This window comes from Achromobacter sp. D7-1 (genome assembly GCF_059760445.1).
In genome coordinates, this window is record NZ_JCBAMT010000012.1 from 40,793 (window position 1) to 63,187 (window position 22,395).

The window sequence follows — 22,395 nt, forward strand, 5'->3', positions numbered from 1 at the left end:
GCCGCGGCCCGGTGCGATGCCTGGCCGTGATCCCGAACGCCGCGCCGCGCGTGGGCGCAGGGCGACTAGCGGCGGATTCTAGATAGCAGGGAGCATTCCAACCATATCAATATTCTTAAAAAACCATTGCCTTAATTAGAATCATCGAGGAAAGCGTTGCCCTGGCTGCGTTTGCGTTTGACGCTCAGGATCGCCCGCTAGGGAATTCCCCTAGGGGCTGCGAGGGGTAAGAACCGCCGATACGGCGGATCAACAGGCAGGTGGAATCGGAGCGCTAAGCGGCGGCGTCCAGCACCGCCGCGCGGAACTCCTGCATCAGCGGCGACCAGGTAGTGCCATGGCGCGTGACCAGCGCCATGCTGCGCCGCAGGGGCCGGCCCAGCGCCACCGGCAACTCCGCGATGTCCGGACCCAGCGCGCTTTGCGGCATCAACGCCAACAGGTCCGAGGCCGCCAACAGCGCCAACGCGCCTCCGGAAAAATGCTGCACCTCCAGCGCCGCCGAAGGCTGTGCCAGGCCTGCCTCGGCATAGCGGGCCTCCAACGCATGGCGCGCCACCGAACCCGGCATCGGCAGGATCCAACGCTGGCCTGCCAGGTCGCGCAAGGCCAGCTTGCGCCGCGAGGCCAGCGGATGCTTGCGGCTGGCGGCCACGCACAATCCGTCCTCGCGGATCGGTTCCTGGTGCAGCGAACCTGGCACGTCGGCATAGATAGGCGTCACCGCCAGGTCCAGTTTGCCGCCCGCGACCTGATCGTTGAGATCGTCCGATTGCCCTTGGGTCAGTTGCACCCGTAGCGCCGGCCGGCGCGGCAACAGGCGGCGCAGCGCCGGCATCACCACGCTGTCGACCGTGGCGCCGGTGGCGCCGATGCGCAACAGCCCGGCCTCGCCCAGGCGCAGTTCCATCGCGTTGCGCACGGCGTCGCGGTATTCCGCCCACAGCCGCTGCGCATGTTCGCGGAACGCCAGGCCCGCCGAAGTCAGCCGCAGCCCGCGCCCGCCGCGGTCCAGCAAGGCCAGTCCGGTGTCGGCTTCCAGCCGTTGCAATGACTTCGACAGCGCCGGCTGGCTGACGCCGCAGGCGGCAGCCGCGCGGTCCAGGTTGCCATGCTCCACCACGGCCAGGAAATATTCGATGTCACGCAGCGACAGATTCATAATTATTGGTTATGCATAAACTCAGCTTCAGGAATATTAAGCTGAGCCCGCGCTCCTAGAATCCCTGGATAAACCCGAGGACCGACAGGAGGCGCAGCGCGTGGACAAGAAGCCCAATATCGTATTGATCGTGGCCGACAACCTGGGATGGGGCGAGCTGGGCTGCTACGGCGGCGGCGCCCTGCGCGGCGCGCCCACGCCCAATATCGACCGGCTGGCCGCCGAAGGGCTGCTGCTGCAGAACTTCAACGTGGAAAGCGATTGCGTGCCCACGCGCTCGGCGCTGATGAGCGGCCGCCACCCCATCCGCACCGGCTGCCTGCAGTCCGTGCCTCCGGGCCTGCCGCAAGGATTGGCGCGCGACGAAATCACCCTGGCCCAGCAATTGTCCGGGCAGGGCTACGCCACGGCGCATTACGGCAAATGGCATCTGGGCGACATCCCCGGCCGCTATCCGTCCGATCGCGGCTTCGACGAGTGGTACGGCATTCCGCGCACCACCGACGAAAGCCAGTTCACCTCGTCCATCGGCTTCGATCCCTCGGTCGCCGACATCCCGCACATCATGCAGGGCCAGGCCGGTGCGCCTTCCGAAAACGTCAAGGTCTACGATCTGGAGACCCGCCGCGGCATCGACGCCGAACTGGTCGACCGGTCCATCGGCTTCATGCGCAAGCACGCCGAGGCCAGCCGCCCCTTCTTCCTGTACCTGCCGCTGGTGCACTTGCACTTTCCCACATTGCCGCACCCGGACTTCTCGGGGCGCACCGGCGCCGGCGACTTCGCCGACTCCATGGTGGAAATGGACCACCGCGTCGGCCAGATCGTGCAGGCGGTGGACGAGCTGAATCTGCGCGATGACACCGTGTTCATCTTCTGCAGCGACAACGGCCCGGAATTCCGCAAGCCCTACCGCGGCACCGCCGGCCCCTGGACGGGCACCTACCACACCGCCATGGAAGGCAGCCTGCGCGTGCCCTTCATGATCCGCTGGCCGGGCAAGGTGCAGCCGGGCCAGGTCTCCAACGAGATCGTGCACGTCACCGACCTGTACACCACGCTATCGCGCATCGGCGGCGCCGCCATTCCGCAGGACCGCCCCATCGACGGCATCGATCAGACCGACTTCTTCACCGGCGCCAGTCCGGCATCGGCGCGCGAGGGCTTCCTGTTCTACATCAAGAACGACCTGCGCGCAGTCAAATGGCGCGACTGGAAGCTGCACTTCTACTGGGAGCCCGAGGTCAACGAAGGCAAGGGCAAACTGGAGTCGCCGTACCTGTTCAACCTGAAGCAGGACCCCAAGGAAGAAAGCGACATCCTCATCTTCAATACCTGGGTGCTGGGCCCTATCCTGAAAATGGTGCAGTCCTTCAACCAGTCCTGCGCCGCGCATCCGAATACGCCGCCCGGCAAGCCGGACCCGAGCTGAAACGCGCGGCGGCCTGAGCAAAAAAACATCAAGGGGAAAACATGAAATTCGCTATCCGCTGCTGCGCGCTGCTGCTGGGCGCCGCGCTGACCGCCACCGCCAGCGCGGCGGACGCCAAGCTGGAATGGCCCGGCAAGCAGATCACCTGGGTGATCGGCTTCGTCCCAGGCGGCACCGCCGACGTACTGACCCGCATCGCCGCCCAGGAACTGGCCCGGCGCAGCGGCCTGAACGTCATCGTCGAAAACCGCCCCGGCGCGGCAGGCGCCATCGCGCTACAGCTGGTGGCGCGCAGCAAGGCCAGCGACGGCTATCTGCTGACGGTGCCCGGTCCGCTGATCTATCCCACGCCCCAGCCCGAAATCGGCCGCGAACTGGCGCCCGTCATCCTGATGGCCCAAGGCCCCATGGTCATCGTCGGCCCCGCCAAGGACGCCAAGCCGTCCTTGCAGGACGTGCTGGCCGACGCCCGCCAACGGCCCGAAACCTGGAGCTACGGCAGTTCCGGCAACGGCACGTCCCAGAACCTGGCGGGTGAACTGCTCAACCAGTACGCCGGCACCCGCATCGTGCACGTGCCCTACAAGGGCGGCGGCCAGGCGGTGGCCGACGTAGCCGGCGGCCAGATCCCCCTGGCCATCCTGGGCTCGGCCCCGGTCATGCCGCAGATCAAGGCCGGCGTGCTCAAGGCCTACGCCGTCACCACGCCCTACCGCCTGGACAGCCTGCCCGACGTGCCCACGGTGGAAGAAACCGGCTTCAAGGGTTACGCCGCCACTCAGTGGTTCTCGGTCGCGGCCAGCAAGGACATCCCGGCCGCGCAGCTGGATCAGGTCAACGCCGCGCTACGCGCCGCCGTGGCCACGCCGGAGTTCAAGGCCGCCCTTGAGAACGCCGGCATGATCGCCGGCGGCGGCTCGCGGGATGAATTGCAGTCGTTCATCCAGGCGGACAGCGCCAAGTGGCAGAAGCTGATTGATAGCGGGGCGGTGAAGCTGGCGAATTGAGGCGCAGCAATAAGTCGGGCGTTCGTCCTGGAATAGATGCAAAGGCTTGATCATCCCTCTCGGGAAACCTTAGAACATGGAGGGCGCCTGCTCATGCCCCCCCCGCGAGGAGATGGGAGGCTTGAAAAACTATATTGACCTAGCGTACGGCAATCCGACGCCGCCTGGCTCAACTCATATACACGCCGCCATTGATCGCGTAATTCGCACCCGTCACGAACGCCGCCTCGTCCGATGCCAGCCAGGCGCACAGCCCCGCCAGATCCTTGGCCGTGCCGAGACGGCCCACCGGCACGCTTTCAATGATGCGGTCCAGCAGGGCCGGCGGAAACGCCTTCACGGTATCGTCGGCGATGAAGCCCGGCGACGCCAGGTTGACGGTCACGCCGCGCGCCGCCACTTCCTGCGCCAGTGAACGCGTGAAGCCGATCACCGCGCCCTTGGCGGTGGCGTAGTTGATCTGGCCGATCTGGCCTTTCTCCGCCGCGACGGAGCCGATGTTGATGATGCGACCCCAGCCGCGGTCGGCCATGCTGTCGACCACCTGCTTGGTGGTGTTGAACAGCGTGTCCAGATTGCTGCGCAGCACCGCCGACCAGTCCGCGTGGCTCATCTGGCGGAACCGCATGTCCAGCATGGCGCCGGCATTGTTGACCAGCACGTCGATCTCGCCGACTTCGCGCCGCACCTTGGCGAAGGCCGCCTCGGTCGAGGCCCAATCCGTGGCGTCGCCCTCGGACGCGATGAAGTCGTAGCCCAGCGACTTCTGTTCCTTCAGCCAGTGGTCCTTGCGCGAGGAGCGCGGCCCGCAGCCTGCCACCACGCGGTGTCCCGCGTTGTGCAGCGCCTGGCAGATCGCGGTGCCCGTGTGGCCCATTCCGCTGGTGACGTAAGCAATGCGCAAAGCCATGTACTTCCCCTTTTGAAAAGACGGTATCGCGCCGCCGCTCAGGCCACCTGGCCGACCAGCGGGAACAAGCCGAACGCCAGCGCCGCGGCCAGCATCACCAGGCAGACCATCGTGGCCCACTTCAGCGCGTAACGCTGGTGGTCGCCAAAGTCCACGCCGGCCAGGCCGACCAGCAGGTAGGTCGACGGCACCAGCGGGCTCAGCAAGTGCACCGGCTGGCCGATCAGGGAGGCACGCGCCATCTCGACGGGCGAAATGCCATAGCCCTGGGCCGCCTCGCTCAGGATGGGCAGCACGCCGAAGTAGAAGGCGTCGTTGGACATGAAGAAGGTGAACGGCAGGCTGACCAGCGCGGTGATGCCGGCCAGGTACGGACCCATGGCATCCGGAATCACAGCCAGCAGGCTGCGCGACATGGCCTCGACCATGCCGGTGCCAGACAGGATGCCGGTAAAGATCCCCGCGGCGAAAATTAGCGACACCACCGACAACACATTGCCCGCGTGCTGCGCGACGCGGCGGCGTTGTTCGGCCAGGTCGGGATAGTTGATGACCAGCGCAATCGCGAAGGCAATCATGAACAACACCGGCAGCGGCAGCACGCCCAGCACCAGGCTCACCATCAGCGCCAGCGTCAGGCCGGCGTTCACCCACAGCAGCTTGGGGCGGCGCAGGTCCTGGTCGACCTCGATCTCGGGCAGGTTCTTGGGGCCGTCCTCGTCGTAGCCCGCGTGCAGCGAGGCGCCGTCCGGCAGCGACAGCACGCCCAGGCGGCGGCGTTCGCGCAGGCCCAGGAAGAAGGCCAGGATCAGAATCGACACGATGGCCACGCCCATCACCGGCACCAGCGGCACGAAGATATCGCCCGCGTCCACGTGCAAGGCGCTTGCGGCGCGCGCCGTCGGGCCGCCCCAGGGCGTCAGGTTCATGACGCCGCTGGCCAGCATCGCCAGACAGGTCATGGACAGCGCGTTCATCTTCAGGCGGCGGTACAGCGGCAGCATCGACGCCACCACGATCATGTAGGTGGTCGAACCGTCGCCGTCCAGCGAGATCACCAGCGCCAGCACGGTCGTGCCCACCACGATCTTCAGCGGATCGCCCTTCACCGCGCGCAGGATGCGGCCCACGATGGGATCGAACAGGCCGGCGTCGATCATGACCCCGAAGTACAGGATGGCGAACATCAGCATCACGCCGGTAGGCGCGATCTTGCGGATGCCGTCCAGCATCATCTTGTCGATGCCCGACCCGAATCCGCCCAGCAGGGCGAAAATAATGGGGACAAGGATCAGCGCCACCAACGGCGACAGGCGCTTGGTCATGATCAGCGTCATGAACGTGATCACCATGCCGAAGCCAAGCAGGGTCAGAAGCATGAGGGTTATCTCCGGCTAGTCGTTGTTATGCGTGTGTCGCGCCTCCGGCTGGGGGAAGCGCGACCGCAAGACTAGAAATAAAAGCTGTCGGCAACCTGTCGTTTTTGAACGCGAGAGCAGCGCGGGAAGGCTCGTCCAGCCATGCGACAATCGCCCTTATGCGCATACTGGTGATCGAAGACGACGCGGACCTTGCCGACGCACTCGTGCGCCGGCTGCGCCGTCTCGGCCATGCCGTCGACTGCCAGAACGACGGCCTCAGCGCCGACGGCGTGCTGCAGTACGAAACCTTCGACCTCGTCATCCTGGACATCGGCCTGCCCCGTATGTCGGGCTTCGACATCCTGCATCGGCTGCGCGACCGCGGCAGCAAGACGCCGGTGCTGGCGCTGACCGCCCGCATCGACATCGAAGACCGCGTCCACGCCCTGGATACCGGCGCCGACGACTACCTGGCCAAACCCTTCGATTTCCGCGAACTGGAAGCCCGCTGCCGCGCCCTGCTGCGACGCCCCAGCGCCCAGGCCGCCGGCGTGCTGCGCTTTGGCGAACTGGTCATCGACAGCGCGGCGCGCCAGGTCACGCTGGCCGGCCAGCGCATCGAATTGCCCAAGCGCGAATACAGCCTGCTGGAGATCCTGCTGGCCGGCATGAACCGCGCCGTCAGCAAGACCGAAATCGCCCACAAGCTGTTCGCCTTCGACGACGATGCCGCGCCCAACGCCATCGAGGTCTATATCGCCCGGCTACGCCGCAAGCTCGAAGGCTCGCCCCTGCGCATCGAAACGCAGCGCGGCACCGGCTACCTTTTGACTGCCACCGATGACCACGACAGCCCCGCCGCGTCCGGCTCCGGCCGGGACTGAATCCGCCCGGCCCGCCGCCGCGCAGGGCCGCATCTCGATCAAGCGCCGCCTGCTGGCCATGCTGCTGGCGCTGTTCGTCGTCGCCTTGGCCACGCTCTACCTGCTGGTGCGCGGCTATGCGAATCAGACTGCCGACACCACCTACGACCAGCTGCTGCGCTCCTCGGTGCTGTCCATCGCCGACAGCCTGCAGTTGGTGCAGGGCGAATGGCGCATGGACATGCCCTATGCCTCGCTGGCGCTGCTGGAGCAGGCGCCGCGCGACCGCGTGTTCTACCGTGTCGGCGACGCCGGCGGCACGCTGATCTCCGGCTACGCGGACCTTCCCGCGCCGCCCAGCCGCGGTAAGGACGGGCCGGCGTACACGCCCCGCCTGTACGACGCCAGCTACCAAGGCGAGCCGGTACGCATCGCCTGGATGGAGCGCAAGATCGCCGGCCCCCGCAACGCCGAGACCGCGCTCATCCAGGTCGCGCAAACTCGCGAAGCTCGCAATGCGCTGGCGGCGGGCATCCTCTGGCAAGGCACGCTGGCGCTGATCGGCTTCACCGCCGCGGCGCTGGCGCTGGCCTATTGGGGCCTGCTGCGTTCGCTCTCCCCCATCCGCCGCATCGAACGCGAACTGGCGGCCCGCAGCGCATCCGATCTGCATCCCATCGCCGCCCCGGTACCCGAGGAACTCGACACGCTGGTGCACTCGCTGGACGGCTTCATGGCGCGCCTGTCGGAAAACCTGGACACCCTGCGCCTCTTCATCGCCGAGGCCGCGCACCAGCTGCGCACGCCGCTGGCCGCGCTGCACGCGCAGATGGAAGTGGCGCTGGACGAGGACGATCCCGCTGAACAACGCCGCAGCCTGCTGGCCGTGCTGCGCAACGCCGAAAAGCTCTCGCGCCTGGTCAACCAGCTGTTGAGCGACGCCAGCGTCATCCACCGCAGCAACATGCGCCAGTTCCAGCCGGTGGATCTGGCCGAGCTGCTACGCCAGGCGGTGTACGACACGGTCCCGCAAGCCGATCCCCAACCCGACGTGCGCCTGCACCTGCCCGCCCATGCGCCTGGCAGTCCCCCCACCATTCTGGGCGACAGCCTGATGCTGCGCGAAGCCTTCAAGAACCTCATCGACAACGCCCTGCGCCACGGCGCCACCGAAGACGGCCACATCGACGTACGGCTGGAGCCGCAGGACGATGGCTGGCGCATTGCCGTATCCGACCAGGGGCCAGGCATTCCGCCGGCGCTGGCCAACGCCGCCTTCGAGCGCTTCGTGCGTGGACCGAATCCGCGCGCGCCCGGCGCCGGCCTGGGCCTGTCCATCATCAAGCGCGTGGTCGACATCCATCAGGGCCGATTGGCCCTGAGCAACCGCGTCGGCGGCGGCCTGGACGCCGTGGTCACGCTGCCGGCCCGCCCCCATGAAGCTTGATCTCCTGAAACCCCTGCGCCTGCTGGCGGCGCTGGCCGCCCTGCTGCCGGCCGTGGCCGGTCATGCCGCGGAAACCAGCGCCGAGGGCCTGACGCTGGGGCCTGCCAACAGCAAGAACGTGCTGGTCGTGCACGCCTCGAACAGCGTGCAAGTGTTCCGCGGCGTCCTGGAGGACTTCAGCAGGCTCAACCCTGGCCTGCGCCTGGAATACACCGAACTTTCCACACAGGAGCTATACGCCGAGACCGTCGCCCGCGCCGCACGGACGCCGGCGTCCAGGTCTGGCCCCGATCTCGTCATCAGCAGCGCCATGGACCTGCAAACCAAGCTGGTCAACGACGGCTACGCGCAGGCCCACATCTCGCCAGAGACCCGCGCCCTGCCCGCCTGGGCCAACTGGCGCGATGAAGTCTTCAGCATCGGCACCGACCCCATCGTCATGGTCTACAACACCGGCAAGCTTGCCCCCGCACGGGCGCCGCGCACCCGGCGCGAGCTGCTGTCGCTGCTGCAGGCGCCGGACCAGCCCCTGGCTGGCGCCATCTCCACCTACGATGTCGAAGGCAGCGGCATCGGCTACCTGGCGGCGACACAAGACACGCGCCTGGACAGTATGGCCGGCGCGCTGCTGGCCGAGCTGGGCCGCAACCGCGTCACCGTGCACGCGTCCACGGAAGACGCGCTGGACAAGCTCGAACGCGGCGAGATCACGCTGGCCTATAACCTGCTGGAGTCCTATACCCGGCACCGCATCGACCAAGGCGCGGCGCTGGCCATCGTATACCCGCAGGACTACACGCTGATGCTGTCGCGCTCCGCCATCATTCCCAGGCAGGCGCCGCGCGCAGACTTGGGCGCGATGTTCCTGGACTACCTGTTGTCGCCGCGCGGCCAGGAAATGGTCGCCCGCCAGTCCGGCATGCGGCCGGTGAGCGCGTCGGTCAATCCGGAAGCAGGCGTGCGGCCAGTGGGACTGGGCGTGGGACTGCTGGTGTATCTGGACCCGCTCAAGAAGCGGCATTTCCTCGACCTGTGGCGCGCGGCGGTCCATCCGCCCGGCGGCAGCGCACAGCCCTGACCCCTGTTTCCCGGCGCGCTGGTAAGCATGGCCCGGTGCGCTCGCACCACTTCCCGGACCATGGGGCGCGCGGTTATGGATCCGGACCCTTTTCATACCCGCCCAGTACCCATTTTTTTCATCTGGCCCGGGATTTTGCGAGGATAATTTCCTTAGGGAAAAACCCGCCGGCAATCAGACCGGCCCGTCTTGCCTAAGCGCCGCCAGACCACGGCCGCGCAGCGCTCCTCCCGATCTGGCCGGAGCCACCTCTACAACGATCTGTGATGCGTGACAGCGTTTGCGTCTGAACCAGAGTTGGAGGCACCAAATGGCTGAACACCAGATTGCCGTCCAGAGCGCGATCGAAGCGCTGGACCACCTGGCCAGTCCCGATCCGCACTGGCATGACGTCCTGCTGAGCGCCCGCGAGCTGGCTCAGCGCGAAAAGACGCTCGCCATCGGTTGGACAGCCATCGAAAGCGCGCTCACCGATGTCGGCGAAGCGGTGCTGCTGGTCAGCCGCGATGCAATCGTGGACAAGATGTCCGCGCTCGCCGTGCGGTATCTGGACGACGCGCGCGGCTGGAACGTGCGGGGCGGCAAGCTGCTCCATCCGGACGCAAAAATACAGGCGCTGTTCGACGCCTATTGCCAGGCGGTTGCGCGCGACGGCAAGGCGCGGTCCCTGGCCGCGGCGGCTGGCTGGGGCGAATTGACCTGGATCGACATCAGCGCGGCCCCGCAAGCGCTGAGCCTGATCGGCAACCGCATGCTGCTGGTGCGCATGCGGCGCAAGAGCGCCTTCGCCCAACCCGACGTCGACCGGCTGGAAGCCGTATTCGCCATCACCCGCGCCGAAGCGGCGGTGCTGGCCGGACTCGCAATGGGCCATAGCGTGGAGGAGGTCGCCACCCTGCGCCATGCCTCCGTGCTGACGGTGCGCAAGCAGGTGGCGTCCCTGCTCAACAAGATGGAATGTAACCGCCAGTCCGAACTCGTCAGGCTGGCGTCGCTGCTCTAAGCGCGCTCCCCCGCTGGCATGACGTACTCAATATTGAGTATGTGGCGTCCACCTGCGCCGTCCTACGATGAGCACGAAGGCATGAGGCCCGGACGCCCGATCCGGCCCGAGTCGCAAACCTGGCGGCGTGGCTCCGCGCCGGGAGCGTGTTCGCGCCCGCCGCGGACCGGGCCGGTCTGCCCAAGAAAAACACCAATGCGCCAATCCGGTCGCGCAGCTGTTCCTGCCCCGGGCTGCATTGCCGCAAGCCCCCAGGGACACCGGTTTCCAATGCTGCGGTCACTCACGTCATCAGGAGCATTTCATGAACACTGCCCTAACCGTCCGCGCCGCGATTCCCCTCGTCCTGGCAGCCTGCGCCCTGCTCTCCGGCCCCGCCGTCGCGCAAATGTCCGCCGCGCCCACCACCGCGGCGCCCCCGTCCGACGTCCAGCTCAGCCGCGATCAGGTCGAACGGGATCTCGCTGCCTGGAAGCAATCCGGCGTTGAAAGAAACTGGGACAGCGACAGCACCCCGGACATCAGCAGCCCAGAGTATGTTGCCGCCTACAAGAAGTACGTGGACACAGTCAGGCCTGCCAACGCCCCGCAGATGCAGCAGTCGCAGGGCCAGAGCAAGTGGTAATGCGCCGCTACCCTGCCCGCGAGGGCGCACCGCCGCGCCCGCTGCCTGGCGAGCGGCCATAGTGCGTGCGGTACGCCCGATTGAATGTGGAAACTTCCTCGAATCCCCAGCTGGCGGCGATATCCGCGATGGAGCGGCCAGGCTGGGTTTCGATAGCCTGCCGGCATTTCTCCAACCGGCACTGCCGCACGTAGGCGCTGAAGCTCAAGCCGTGCTCGGCCAGGATCTTGAACAGATAACTGCGCGAAATGCCGAGTTCCTCGCTGGCCGAGGCCGGCGTCAAGCCGCGGTCGGCCAGACGGCGCTGCACCAGCGCCAGGATGCGATCCAGGACGTCATGCCTCACCCGTTCGGCGGTCTGTGCGCCAGCGTCCGTTCCTTCGAGCTGGGTCCGCGATAGCAGTTCGCTGCAATGCCTGACCATCAGCGCCTGCACCTGCTGCAGTTCATTCGCCGGCAATTCGCTCACCAGCCGCATGTAGCTAGCCAACACCCGTCCTGCCCCTGAACTCCCGTCCAGCACCGGCGTGGCCAGCCGTCCGCGCCGCCCCAGCTGCGGCCGCAGCAGGCCTTCCGGAATTTCTATGCAGAACATGCGGAAATCGGTGCGAAAGTCGACTTCCCAGGGCGAAGCGCAATCCACCACGTAGACGTCACCGGCGCGCGCGCGCATGGCGCTTCCGTCCTGCGAGACCATGGCCTCGCCGGCACACAGCAGGTTGGCGAAAAAAGGCGATTGCGTGCGGGCCGAAAGGCCGGCCGCGGACAATCTGACCACATGGGATTGCGCCGTGACGGTCGAGCCATGAAGGTCCGGCAGCAGCAGGCCGTCGATCTGGCCGCGGAAGCTGCGCGCGGCATCGCGCTCGGGTTCGAGCGGCACGTAGGCATCGCAGATCGCGTCGCGCCAATACGCGAACTGGTCCTGCGGCGCTATGACATCGGTGGTGTGGTGGTAGGCCTGCGCGCTCATCTTGAGTACCGGATCATGCCGACGGGGGCCGCCATCTTCTTGGGGATGGACGCTTTGCGCCACTGCCGTGGACGCTACGCGCTGGCAGGGCGAAGACTACCGGCCGATTATACGCACAGACCTATATCGCCGGACTCGGATCCAGGCCCCATCAGGAGACAAAAGATGAGCACGCCCGAACCGCTCGACGAGCGGATCGCAGCCTTTGAACGCGACGGCTTCGTGGTGTTGCCCGGGATCATTCCACCCGAGCAGGTCAGCCAGTTGCAGGAAGCCCTGATCCGGATCGAAGCCGAGCACAACCTCGGCTACGCCCAGACCTCGTTCGAAGGCCGCAAGACGGTGCGCATCAATAACCTGCTGGTCTACGATCCGCGCTTCTGGGACGTGCCGCTGCAACCCGAGGTGCTGGCCCTGGCCGAACGTCTGCTGGACCGCGAACTGCTGCTGTCCTCGCTGTGCTCGTTGACGCTGGCGCCCGGGCAAGGCGCCCAGCCCCTGCACGAAGACACCCAGCAGCTGGCCCTGCCGCGGCCGCGCCCGCCGCTGGCGGTCAACGCCATCTGGGCGCTGAGCGATTTCACCGCAGAAAACGGCGCCACCCACATCGTGCCCGGCAGCCATCGCTACGACTCTTCACCGCCCTACGGCGCGCAGGACATAGAGACCGTGCAGGCCACCATGAAGGCCGGTAGCGTCATGCTGTTTGACAGCGCCATGTGGCACAAAGGCGGCGCCAACAACAGCAATGCGCGCCGCTACGCGCTGTCTTGCTACTACTGCGCCGGCTGGATACGCCAGCAGGAAAACCTGCAGCTCGGCATCCCGGCCGACGTGGTGCGGCGCTTCCCGCGCCGTCTGCAGGAACTGTGCGGCTACAGCATCTACAAAGGGCAGTACGGCCATATCGACAACGCCGATCCCATCACCCTGCTGGGCGGCGAAGGCCGGCCCACTGTGTGGCAGGCCAGCGATGCCAAGGCCGCCCGCAAGGCCGCAGAGCGCAAGGCATGAACGTTCCCTCCCTGCCCGCGGTCCCGGATTCGGTGGTCCACTTGCTACGCGACGCCGCCCGCGAAACGCCCGATCTTCCCGCCCTGTCCTTCGAAGGCTCGCGCCTGAACTACGCGCAATACGCCGGCCTGGCCGGAGCGCTGGCGCGCCGCCTGGGCGAACGCGTCCGGCCCGGCGACCGGGTCGCGCTGCTGATGCAGAACTCTCTGGACCTGGCGGTCGCCACCTTCGCCGTGCATGCGCTGCGCGCCCAGGCCGTGCCGCTCAACCCCGGCTACCGCGAACGCGAACTGGCCTATATGCTGGAAGACGCCGCGCCCCGCATGCTGCTGCATGACGACAGCGTGAAGCTGGACCCGGGCGCCCTGTGTCCCGCCCTGGATGCCGGCGCCATCCTCTGCACCGGCAACGGTGCCGGCCTGCTCGGCATGCTGCCGCAAGCCTGCGCGCTGCCCGCAGACCTGCCGCGGCACGAGGACTTGGCCACGCTGCAATACACCGGCGGCACCACCGGCCGCCCCAAGGGTGTGAATATCCTGCACCGGCAGATCGCGTACAACATCGCACAGCGCGAAGCCTGGCTGCCAACGCGGCGCGAGGCCGAAGTGGTGCTCTGCGTGATGCCCCTGTTCCATGTGTCGGCAGTCTCGATGTCGCTCTACCTCAGTCTGCACGCCCGCGGTGAGCTGGTGGTGATGCGGCGCTTCGACGCCGCCCGCACCATAGAGGCCATCGCCACGCACCGTGTCACGCTGCTGCCGGGCGCGCCCGCCATTTTCCATGATCTGCTGCTGAGCCCGGCCCTGAGCCTGGAACGCCTGGCCAGCCTGCGCGCCTGTTTCTCCGGCGCCGCGCCGCTGCCGCGCGAGACCCTGGCGCGCTTCGAGCAGCGCGCCGGCTGCCCCATCTACGAAGGCTACGGCATGAGCGAAGCCGGTCCATGCCTGGCGTTCAATCCCATGCACCGCCCACGCAAACCGGGTTCAGTGGGCCTGCCCGTGCCGGGCGGCGAACTGCAGATCGTGGACCTGGACCACGGCGAGCGGCTGCTGCCGCCCGGCCAGCCCGGCGAAATCCGCGTACGCGGTCCCCATGTGATGGCGGGCTACCGCCAGCCCGCTCCGGACGCCGCGCGAGCCCTGTGCGAAGGCTGGTTCTACACCGGCGATGTCGCGGTTCTGGACGACGAAGGCTATCTCCATCTGCAAGGCAGACGGCACGACTGCATCAACGTGGGCGGCTTCAAGGTCTATCCGCTGGAAGTGGAGCAAGTGCTGTTGTCGCGTCCCGAGGTTGGCGAAGCCGCCGCCTTCGGCGTGCCTGACGAGCGGCTGGGACAGGTGGTGCACGCCTGGGTCACGCCCGCACCCGGCCAGAGCCTGGACACGAACGCCCTGCAGGCCCATTGCGCCACGCATCTTGCCGGCTACAAGGTGCCGCGCCGCATCGGCGCGGCGCAAGCCTTGCCGCGCACCAGCGTGGGCAAGCTCGCGCGCAGCGCATTGGCCCCCGTGGCCGCGCCCAGCCCGATTTCGCAGTGACATCCAACACAAGGGGAGGAACATGAAGCAACTCGATCTGCAGGCGCTGCAACACCAGCTCGCCGAAGAAGGCTATGCCGTCATTGAAAACGTGCTGGACGCCGGACAGCTGGAACAGGCGCGCGAACGCGTAGCCAGCCTGATGGCCGCCGAACGCGCCGATCCATTCCCGCTGGACGATGAACGGCACGAAGACGACGACGACATCCTGGCCTACTATAAGCGCCACTACACGGTGAGCGACCTGGAAGCCCGGCGCATGGTGGCGCGCGTGCACCAGTACCGCCGCGACAACGAAAACACGCGCTGGCCGGTTCCCATCAACAAAGTGTCGAAGAACTTCCTGCACTTGCCCACCCTGTTCGACGACGACAAGTCGCAACGCGTCTGGAACCTGTTGAACAAGGCGCCCGACATGATTCCGCTGATCGAACACCCGGTGGTACTGCCCATGGTGCGCAGCGTGATGGGCCAGGACTGCAACCTGCACGATTTCCAGGCCACCAGCATCGGCCCCGGCACGGGCGGCGGCGCCTGGCACGTGGACGCGCCGCTGGGCCAGATCGCCGAGCCGCTGCCGGAATTCCCGCTGACCCTGCAGAACGTCTGGATGCTGGACGACTTCACCGCCGACAACGGCGCCACCCGCGTCATGCCGCGCAGCCACAAGCTGCGCAAGTCGCCACCCTGGGGCAGCGGCCCGCTGGACGGCGAAGTCACGCTGACGGCGCCCGCCGGCTCGGTCGCGATCTGGCTGTCCAATACCTGGCACCGCTCCGGCCCGAACCATACCGGCCGCGAGCGCCGCGCCATACTCTGCAACTACAACGTGTCCTGGCTGCGCGGCTTCGCGGATTTCACCAGCACGCTGCCAGCAGGCGTCGCCGCCACCCTGTCCAACGAGGCGCGCTACCTGCTGGGCTACGGCGCGCGCGCGCCGTTCACGCGCTGACCATGGCCACCGCCACCTTGCCCCAGGCGCCAGACGGCGTGGCTCCGGCCATCCACGGCTATTGCGATCCCGCGTTCGAGCCAGTGCGCGAGGCCTTCGCGCGCAACTTTCAGGATGACGGCGAACTGGGCGCCTCCGTCGCCATCGAGGTCGACGGTTATCCGGTGGTCGATCTGTGGGCCGGATGGACGGACCCGGAGCGCAATCGACCTTGGCAACGCGACACGGTCTGTATCGTGTTCTCCAACACCAAGCCGGCCACAGCGTTGTGCGCCCATATGCTGGCCGAAGCAGGCGAACTGGACCTGGACGCGCCGGTTTCCCGTTACTGGCCCGAATATGCCGCGGCCGGCAAGGGCGACACCACCCCGCGCATGCTGCTCAACCACACCGCGGGCCTGCCTGCGCTGCGCGAGCCCTTGCCCGCGGATGCCGCTTTCGACTGGGAGGGCATGACCGGCCGGCTGGCCGCCGCCGCGCCCTTCTGGACCCCGGGCGAACGCGTGGCTTACCACGGCCTGACCTACGGCTGGCTGGTCGGCGAACTGGTACGCAGGCTGGGCGGCTGCATGCCCGGCGAGTTCTTCCGCCGCCACATCGCGCAGCCGCTGGACCTGGACTTCTGGATAGGCTTGCCGGAAGCCGAGGAAGCGCGGGTCGCGCCGATCGTGCCGCCGCCCGCACCGCAAGCGCCGTTCAGCCCCTTCGAGCAGTCGCTGAAGGACGAGCCCGACAGTCCTACCGCGCTGTACGCCAGGAACACTGGCGGCTGGCGTCCGTCCGGCTTCAACAGCCGCGCCGGCCACGCCGCCGGGCTGTGCGCCGCAGGCGGTATTGGCAACGCGCGCAGCCTGGCGCGCTTGTACGGCACGCTGGCGCTGGGCGGCGCGCGCGACGGTGTGCGCCTGCTGCGCGAGGACACCCTGGTCACGGCCACCGCCCTGTCAGCGCGGACCGATGACGACGCCTGCCTGCGCGTGCCCTCGCGCTATGCCTGCGGCTTCATGCGCCAGATGGACAACCGCGCGCTAGGCCTGGACAGCGCCTGCTTCGGCGACCAGGCCTATGGCCATACGGGCGCTGGCGGATCGCTGGCTTTCGCCTGGCCGCAGCGCCGGCTTTCATTTGCCTACACCATGAACCGCATGGGCCGCACGGTGCTGCTCGATGAACGCGCGCACCGCCTGGTGCGTGCGACGCATGCCGCAATCGGCGGTTCGCCTGGCTGATTGCGACGCGGCACACACAAATCACAAAAATACTGGAGACAAATCCTCATGAGCACCAACTTTCCCTATCGCCCCGCCGCCCTGCGGCGCCTCTTCGCCGTAGCCGGCGCCACCCTGCTGGTCCACGGCGCGGCCATGGCCGCCGATCCCGTCAAGATCGGCTACCTGATTCCGCTCTCGGGCAGCGCCACCGCCTCGATCGGCAAGGATATGTCGCGCGCCACGCATCTGGCCGTCAAGCACATCAATGACGCGGGCGGCATCCAGGCGCTGGGCGGCGCGCAACTGCAACTGGTCGAAGTGGACACCCGCGGCGACGCCAAGGTCGCCATGACCGAAGTCGAACGCCTCATCACGCGCGAGAAAACGCCGGTGTTGCTGGGCGCCTTCCAGAGCGGAGTGACCTTCCCCGCCACCGCCGTCGCGGAGAAGAACCGCGTGCCATGGGTGGTGGACCTGGCCGCCAAGGCCGACATCACCGAGCGCGGCTTCAAGTATGTGTTCCGCCCCACGCAGATTCCCGCCTCGGGCAATGCCGAGAGCATGGCGGACTTCATCGACTATGCCGGCAAGACCACCGGCAAACCCGCCAAGACGGTGGCCATGGTCTACGAGAACACCGACTGGGGCCAGGACATGGCCAATACGCTGCGCGCCAAGTTCAAGGCGGCTGGCATCGACTTGGTGCTGGACGAGGGCTATCCGCCCAACTCGCCGGACCTGCGTCCGCTGGTGCTCAAGATCAAGGGCAAGAAGCCCGACGTCGTCACCGTGACCTCCTACGGCGCCGATGCCGTGCAACTGCACAAGCTGCTGGCGCAAATGCGGGTCGGCTCGACCTACGTGGGCAGCGCGGCCGGCCAGATCGACAGCACCTTCATCCCGCTGGTCGGCAAGGACATCGCGGGTAATGTCTACACCACCAACGGCTGGGCTGGCTACGAGTCGTCCATCACCACCCCGTTCGCCAAGAAATTCTGGGATGACTTTGTCGCCGCCTACAAGGTCGATCCCAACGAGCTCTCGGTCAGCGCCTACGCCGCGGTCTGGGTCATCAAGGATGCGCTGGAACGCGCCGGCCGCGCCGATCCCGAAGCCATCCGCGACGCCCTGGCCCAGACCAGGCTGCAAGGCACCGACCTGAACAAGCTGGTGGGCTATGACATCGTGATCGACGCCAAGGGCCAGAACCCCGAGAAGCGCTACGTCATGCAACAGATCACGCCCGACGGCCAGTACCGGACCGTGTGGCCGGAGAACCTGGCTTCCAAGTCCTACAAGATGGTCTGGCCCGCCGCCCAGCCCTGACCGACCCGGCGCCGCTGCCCTCCGCTTGCCTCGGCGCGGCGGCGCCCCGTTATCGCTAGGAGCTCTTCCTTGACCACTACCCTACTCCAGGCGCTGCTGGGCGGTATCGCCAGCGGCGCCGTCTACGGCCTGATCGCGCTGGGCCTGAGCCTGCAGTTCGGCGTCATGAAGATCATCAACTTCGCCCATGGCGCCTTCCTGATGATGTCCATGTACGTCTGCTTCGCGCTGACCAGCCACTTCGGCCTGCACCCGCTGGCCGCCATGCCGCTGACGGCCCTGGCGCTGTTCGCGGTCGGTTATGCCTGCCAGCGCTGGCTGATCGACGGCATCTACCGCAAGGAAAGCTCGCGCGAGCCGATCGGCGTGCTGATCTTCACCACCGGCCTGTGGATATTCCTGGACAACGCCTTCCTGGCGCTGGCCGGACCCGACAGCCGCACCATCGATGCGCCTTGGGCCAACGAGGTGTGGATGCCTGGCGATCTGATCTTCACCTATCCGCAGATCGCCGGCCTGTTCTTCGCCTGCCTGATCACCGCCGCGTTGGTCCTGTTCCTGCGCCACACCCGCACCGGCCGCGCCATCCGCGCCACCGGCCAGGACCGCGAGGCCGCCAGCGTGCTGGGCATAGACAGCACCCGCGTCTACCGGCTGTCGTTCGCCATCGGCCTCCTGGTGCTGGGCGCGGCCGGCGCGTTACTGCTGCCGCTCTATCCGGTCAACCCCTTCGTTGGCGACATCTTCGGCCTGCGCGCCTTCGTCATCGTGGTGCTAGGCGGCATAGGCTCGGTGGCGGGCGCGTTCTGGGGCGGCATCCTGGTCGGGGTGCTGGAATCGGTCGGCAGCCAGCTGATCCCCATCACCTATGCCGAGGCGCTCATCTTCCTGCTGTTTCTCGCCACCATGTATTTCCGGCCCAGCGGGCTGTTCGGCGTGGAGAACGAATGATGGCCAAGAAAAAAATGACTTCGGCCGCCGCTATCGCCGCCCTGGGCGTGCTCGCGCTGCTGCCGCTGGCCAGCGGCAACCAATACCTGCTGTCGGTGGGGGCCATGACGCTGCTGTATGCCTACCTGGCGCTATCGTGGAACATCCTGGGCGGTATCGCCGGCCAGCTTTCGCTCGGCCACGCCGCCTACTTCGGGCTAGGCGCCTACACCTCGACCTGGCTGTTCGTGAACCTGGGCATCAGTCCCTGGCTGGGCATGTGGGCGGGCGCCGTCGTGGCCATGGGCGCCGCGCTGATCGTGGGGCTGTCTTGCCTGCAACTGCGCGGCGCCTACTTCGCGCTGGCCACGATTGCCTCCTGCATGGTGCTCAAGACCCTGGTGGAGAACGCCGACACCCTGCTGGGCGGACCGCGCGGCATGGAAGTCACGCTGCTGCGCGACGCGCCGCTGTACTTCCAGCACACCGGCAAGGCCTTCTATTACCTGGTGGCGCTGGCGTTCACCGTCGCCGCGCTGCTGGTCAACCGCCACGTGCTGCGCAGCCGCTTCGGCTACTGCCTGACGGCGGTGCGCAATGACCAGGACGCGGCGATGGCGCTGGGCGTGCCGGTGCGGCGCTACAAGCTCACGGCCGCCATGCTGAGCGCGGCCATGACCGCGCTGGGCGGCACCTTCTATGCCCAGTTCGTGCTCTACATCAGCCCGGACAAGGTCTTCGGCGCCAACCTCAGCGTCATCATCGCCGTGGTCTGCATCATCGGCGGACGCGGAACGCTATGGGGTCCGGTTCTGGGAGCCCTGTTGCTCTTGCCCGGCGAAGAACTGGCGCGCTCCCTGACCGGTGGCATGGTGGGGGCCGACATGATGTTGTACGGCCTCCTGCTGATGATCGTCATCCGACTGGAGCCGCGCGGCCTGATGGCGATACTGGCCCGCGTCCGTGCGCCGCGGCGCCGTGCCGATCCGCCAGTGAAGGCCGCCGGCCCCGCCATGGGAGGCACGCCATGAACCTGCTCGAATTCCACAGTGTCAGTCGCAACTTCGGCGGCGTGCGCGCCTCGGACGAGGTCAGCTTCACGGTCGGCGCCGACGAAATCGTCGGTCTGATCGGCCCCAATGGCGCCGGCAAGACCACCCTGTTTGCCATGGCCTCCGGCTTCGTACCGCCCAGCAGCGGCGAGATCCGCTTCAACGGCGCCCGCATCAACGGCCAGGATCCCGCACGCATCTGCGCCGCCGGGCTCGCGCGCACTTTCCAGATCGTCAAGCCCTTCGGCGATATGACCGTGCTGGAGAACGCCATGATCGGCGCCTTCCTGCGTCACCGCGCCCCGGCCCAGGCCGAGGAAATCGCGCAAGCGGTGCTGGCCCGCGTCGGCCTGACCGGACGCGAGCATCAGGTCGCCCGCACGCTCACCCTGTCGGGCCGCAAGCGGCTCGAAGTTGCCAAGGCCCTGGCCACCCAGCCCCGCCTGCTGCTGCTGGACGAAGTGATGGCGGGCCTGACGCCGGTGGAGACGGCGGAAATGGTGGCGCTGATCCTGTCGCTGCGCGGCGACGGTATCAGCGTCTTGGTGATCGAACACAATATGAAGGCCATCATGCAGCTCTCCGATCGGATCGTTGTCATCCAGCAGGGGCGCAAGATCGCCGACGGCCTGCCGCTAGCGGTCGCCAACGATCCGCTGGTGGTGCGCGCCTATCTGGGGGAGGCCGCCTGATGCTGGAAATCCGTCAACTGGACGCCGGCTACGGCGATGTGCAAGTGCTGCGCGGCGTGGACCTGAACGTGGGCGAAGGCGAAATCGTCAGCCTGGTCGGCGCCAATGGCGCCGGCAAGAGCACGCTGATCCGCACCGTCATGGGATCCCTGCCCGCGCTGGCCGGCGAAGTCCGTTTCCTGGGCGAGCGCATCAGCGGCCTGCCCGCGCATATGGTGGCGCGCCTGGGCATGGCCCAGGTCATGGAAGGCCGCCGCCTGTTCGGCCACATGGACGTCGAGGACAACCTTCTGGTCGGCGCGGACGTACTGCGCGACAAGCGCCGCAGCCGCGACAATCTGGATTGGGTCTATCAACTGTTCCCGCGCCTGCGCGAACGGCGCCGGCAGCTCGCGCGCTCATTCAGTGGCGGCGAACAGCAGATGCTGGCCATCGGCCGCGCGCTGATGACTTCGCCCAAGCTCCTGCTGCTGGACGAGCCGTCCATCGGACTGGCGCCCATCATGGTCAAGGACATCTTCGACAAGCTGCCGCTGATCAACGCGCGCGGCATCACCATTCTGCTGGTGGAACAGGACGTGCACCGTTCGCTCAGCATGGCCGCGCGCGGCTATGTGCTGGAGCATGGCGAGATCGTCATGTCGGGGCCTGGCGCCGAACTCCTGGCCGATGAAGGGCTGCGCCGCGCCTATCTTGGGGTTTGATGCGGCAGTCGCGCCGTCAGGCCAGGTATGACGCGACCTCGGCACGCGTGAGATAGCGCGTGAACGTCACGGACGGCTGCTGCGCCTCATGCATGGCGCCGTTGAAGCCCGACCAGTTGCGCTTCATGCCTTCATCTGTCTCCAGCGCGATCAGCACCCGCTTGCCGTGGCGCGATGCGTTGTGGCGCAGCGACGCCTCACCCCAGGCAAAGCGCATGGCGTCGACCAGTTCACCATTGGCGTAGGCATCGGCCTGCAGCCATTGGAAATCCGCGGTATCGCCGTCCTGGTCCGGCTCGCGCGCCGCGATCTCGCGCTGCACGCCCAGCGCCTGCGCGTGCTCGCCGATGATGATCTGCAGCAGCGTGAACGCGTGGAAGTTGTTGTTGACGGCATGCGCCCGCGCGACAAAGCCCGTCATGGAAGCCGGCAGCACCACCACCAGCTCGTCCTCGTAGCCCAGCTGCGAGGCCAGCCATAGATAGTGCAGGTTCTCGAACGGCAGGCTGTCGTTGCTGGTGGCCATGGGATGCAACAGCGCCATCAGGTCCGTGTCGGACACCAAGCCGGCGTGATTGCCCCGGTCGCGCAGCGCCATGGTCATCATCGGCAGCACCAGCAGGTCCGCCGCCTGATGCACGGCTTCCACTACCCAGCGCCGGTCCGCCGGCACATCGGCCATTCTTGACCGGGCGTTCAGCCAGGCCCTGCGGTCGGCCTCCTCCACCTCATCGTCGTCATCCTCGACCTCCTGTGCGCAATATGGGCTCAGCGTTTGCAACCACTGCCGCAACAGGCCTTGCAGGACGGGAAAGAGAATCGCCGGGTCGGCGCCGTCTTCCACCAGCGAACCGCACATCAAGGCCACGGCGGCGGCGCGGCCGGGGTGCAGCGCGGGCAATAGACCGGCGCAGGTCCGCAGGCTGGCGGTAGCCTGCCCCGGCCTGCGGGCCTGGGCAAGAAAGGCGCTGACTTCGGGGCGCTGGAAAAACTGCTCCAGAGGGTCCAGATCATCGGCGGCGGTGACCGGAGTGCAAAGCGCAGCGGAGAATGTCGTGTCGGAAGCGGGCATGGAGATGGGCAGGCATGAAAGTAGCGGCGATCGCCTTGCG

General features: G+C 67.2%; 21 protein-coding genes. 16 read left to right on the forward strand and 5 right to left on the reverse strand.

The window, feature by feature from the left end:
* Nucleotides 1–274: 274 nt before the first annotated feature.
* The gene (locus AC6LKD_RS07710; RefSeq protein WP_492274881.1) at nt 275–1,162 is read right to left on the reverse strand and encodes a LysR family transcriptional regulator; all 888 of its coding nucleotides are present in this window, start codon (nt 1,160–1,162) and stop codon (nt 275–277) included.
* Between the two features lie 100 nt (nt 1,163–1,262).
* Here AC6LKD_RS07710 and AC6LKD_RS07715 point away from each other — a divergent pair, with 100 nt between their 5' ends.
* Nucleotides 1,263–2,594 carry an arylsulfatase gene (locus AC6LKD_RS07715; protein ID WP_498115715.1) on the forward strand — a complete coding sequence of 444 codons (1,332 nt, stop codon included), beginning with the start codon at nt 1,263–1,265 and terminating at the stop codon, nt 2,592–2,594.
* 41 nt (nt 2,595–2,635) lie between these two features.
* Nucleotides 2,636–3,601, forward strand: a complete 966-nt coding sequence (locus AC6LKD_RS07720; protein ID WP_498115716.1) for a Bug family tripartite tricarboxylate transporter substrate binding protein — start codon at nt 2,636–2,638, stop codon at nt 3,599–3,601.
* A 169-nt stretch (nt 3,602–3,770) separates the two neighbouring features.
* Here the strand turns inward: AC6LKD_RS07720 and AC6LKD_RS07725 are convergent, their stop codons facing one another.
* Entirely contained in the window at nt 3,771–4,511 is a 741-nt protein-coding gene (locus AC6LKD_RS07725; RefSeq protein WP_013392067.1) for an SDR family oxidoreductase, read from the reverse strand.
* A gap of 38 nt (nt 4,512–4,549) precedes the next feature.
* Complete coding sequence (locus AC6LKD_RS07730) at nt 4,550–5,890, reverse strand: CitMHS family transporter (protein ID WP_013392066.1); 1,341 nt, start codon at nt 5,888–5,890, stop codon at nt 4,550–4,552.
* Nucleotides 5,891–6,048: 158 nt separating this feature from the next.
* On the opposite strand from AC6LKD_RS07730, the gene AC6LKD_RS07735 reads away from it, so the two are divergent.
* The 5 genes from AC6LKD_RS07735 to AC6LKD_RS07755 all read left to right on the forward strand — a co-directional run bounded on the left by AC6LKD_RS07735 (nt 6,049) and on the right by AC6LKD_RS07755 (nt 10,888).
* Complete coding sequence (locus tag AC6LKD_RS07735; protein WP_013392065.1) at nt 6,049–6,756, forward strand: response regulator transcription factor; 708 nt, start codon at nt 6,049–6,051, stop codon at nt 6,754–6,756.
* The gene (locus AC6LKD_RS07740) at nt 6,713–8,182 is read left to right on the forward strand and encodes a sensor histidine kinase N-terminal domain-containing protein (protein ID WP_498115718.1); all 1,470 of its coding nucleotides are present in this window, start codon (nt 6,713–6,715) and stop codon (nt 8,180–8,182) included. The genes AC6LKD_RS07735 and AC6LKD_RS07740 overlap by 44 nt, the downstream gene beginning before the upstream one ends.
* Nucleotides 8,172–9,260, forward strand: a complete 1,089-nt coding sequence (locus AC6LKD_RS07745; protein WP_498115719.1) for an ABC transporter substrate-binding protein — start codon at nt 8,172–8,174, stop codon at nt 9,258–9,260. The genes AC6LKD_RS07740 and AC6LKD_RS07745 overlap by 11 nt, the downstream gene beginning before the upstream one ends.
* A gap of 310 nt (nt 9,261–9,570) precedes the next feature.
* Entirely contained in the window at nt 9,571–10,263 is a 693-nt protein-coding gene (locus AC6LKD_RS07750; protein ID WP_492274887.1) for a helix-turn-helix transcriptional regulator, read from the forward strand.
* 304 nt (nt 10,264–10,567) lie between these two features.
* A complete protein-coding gene (locus AC6LKD_RS07755) occupies nt 10,568–10,888 on the forward strand; it encodes a DUF4148 domain-containing protein (protein WP_013392061.1) in 321 nt (106 codons plus the stop codon).
* Between the two features lie 7 nt (nt 10,889–10,895).
* Here the strand turns inward: AC6LKD_RS07755 and AC6LKD_RS07760 are convergent, their stop codons facing one another.
* The gene (locus AC6LKD_RS07760) at nt 10,896–11,861 is read right to left on the reverse strand and encodes an AraC-like ligand-binding domain-containing protein (protein ID WP_492274888.1); all 966 of its coding nucleotides are present in this window, start codon (nt 11,859–11,861) and stop codon (nt 10,896–10,898) included.
* Between the two features lie 165 nt (nt 11,862–12,026).
* Here AC6LKD_RS07760 and AC6LKD_RS07765 point away from each other — a divergent pair, with 165 nt between their 5' ends.
* The 9 genes from AC6LKD_RS07765 (at nt 12,027) to AC6LKD_RS07805 (ending at nt 21,283) form a co-directional block, all read left to right on the forward strand.
* On the forward strand, nt 12,027–12,875 hold the full coding sequence (locus AC6LKD_RS07765) for a phytanoyl-CoA dioxygenase family protein (RefSeq protein ID WP_498115720.1): 849 nt from the start codon (nt 12,027–12,029) through the stop codon (nt 12,873–12,875).
* Entirely contained in the window at nt 12,872–14,416 is a 1,545-nt protein-coding gene (locus tag AC6LKD_RS07770) for a class I adenylate-forming enzyme family protein (RefSeq protein WP_498115722.1), read from the forward strand. Before AC6LKD_RS07765 ends, AC6LKD_RS07770 begins: the two co-directional genes overlap by 4 nt.
* Before the next feature lie 22 nt (nt 14,417–14,438).
* Nucleotides 14,439–15,368, forward strand: coding sequence for a phytanoyl-CoA dioxygenase family protein (locus tag AC6LKD_RS07775; RefSeq protein WP_498115723.1), 930 nt, complete (start codon nt 14,439–14,441; stop codon nt 15,366–15,368).
* A 2-nt stretch (nt 15,369–15,370) separates the two neighbouring features.
* Nucleotides 15,371–16,597: a serine hydrolase domain-containing protein gene (locus tag AC6LKD_RS07780; protein WP_498115724.1), complete on the forward strand. Its 1,227-nt coding sequence runs from the start codon at nt 15,371–15,373 to the stop codon at nt 16,595–16,597.
* A gap of 48 nt (nt 16,598–16,645) precedes the next feature.
* A complete protein-coding gene (locus AC6LKD_RS07785; protein WP_498115726.1) occupies nt 16,646–17,905 on the forward strand; it encodes an ABC transporter substrate-binding protein in 1,260 nt (419 codons plus the stop codon).
* 69 nt (nt 17,906–17,974) lie between these two features.
* The gene (locus AC6LKD_RS07790) at nt 17,975–18,856 is read left to right on the forward strand and encodes a branched-chain amino acid ABC transporter permease (protein ID WP_013392054.1); all 882 of its coding nucleotides are present in this window, start codon (nt 17,975–17,977) and stop codon (nt 18,854–18,856) included.
* Nucleotides 18,853–19,866, forward strand: coding sequence for a branched-chain amino acid ABC transporter permease (locus AC6LKD_RS07795; RefSeq protein ID WP_492274894.1), 1,014 nt, complete (start codon nt 18,853–18,855; stop codon nt 19,864–19,866). Before AC6LKD_RS07790 ends, AC6LKD_RS07795 begins: the two co-directional genes overlap by 4 nt.
* Complete coding sequence (locus tag AC6LKD_RS07800) at nt 19,863–20,579, forward strand: ABC transporter ATP-binding protein (protein WP_498115728.1); 717 nt, start codon at nt 19,863–19,865, stop codon at nt 20,577–20,579. The genes AC6LKD_RS07795 and AC6LKD_RS07800 overlap by 4 nt, the downstream gene beginning before the upstream one ends.
* Nucleotides 20,579–21,283, forward strand: a complete 705-nt coding sequence (locus AC6LKD_RS07805; RefSeq protein ID WP_498115730.1) for an ABC transporter ATP-binding protein — start codon at nt 20,579–20,581, stop codon at nt 21,281–21,283. The genes AC6LKD_RS07800 and AC6LKD_RS07805 overlap by 1 nt, the downstream gene beginning before the upstream one ends.
* 16 nt (nt 21,284–21,299) lie before the next feature.
* On the opposite strand, the gene AC6LKD_RS07810 is transcribed toward AC6LKD_RS07805, so the two are convergent.
* Complete coding sequence (locus tag AC6LKD_RS07810) at nt 21,300–22,355, reverse strand: hypothetical protein (RefSeq protein WP_498115731.1); 1,056 nt, start codon at nt 22,353–22,355, stop codon at nt 21,300–21,302.
* Between the last annotated feature and the right edge of the window lie 40 nt (nt 22,356–22,395).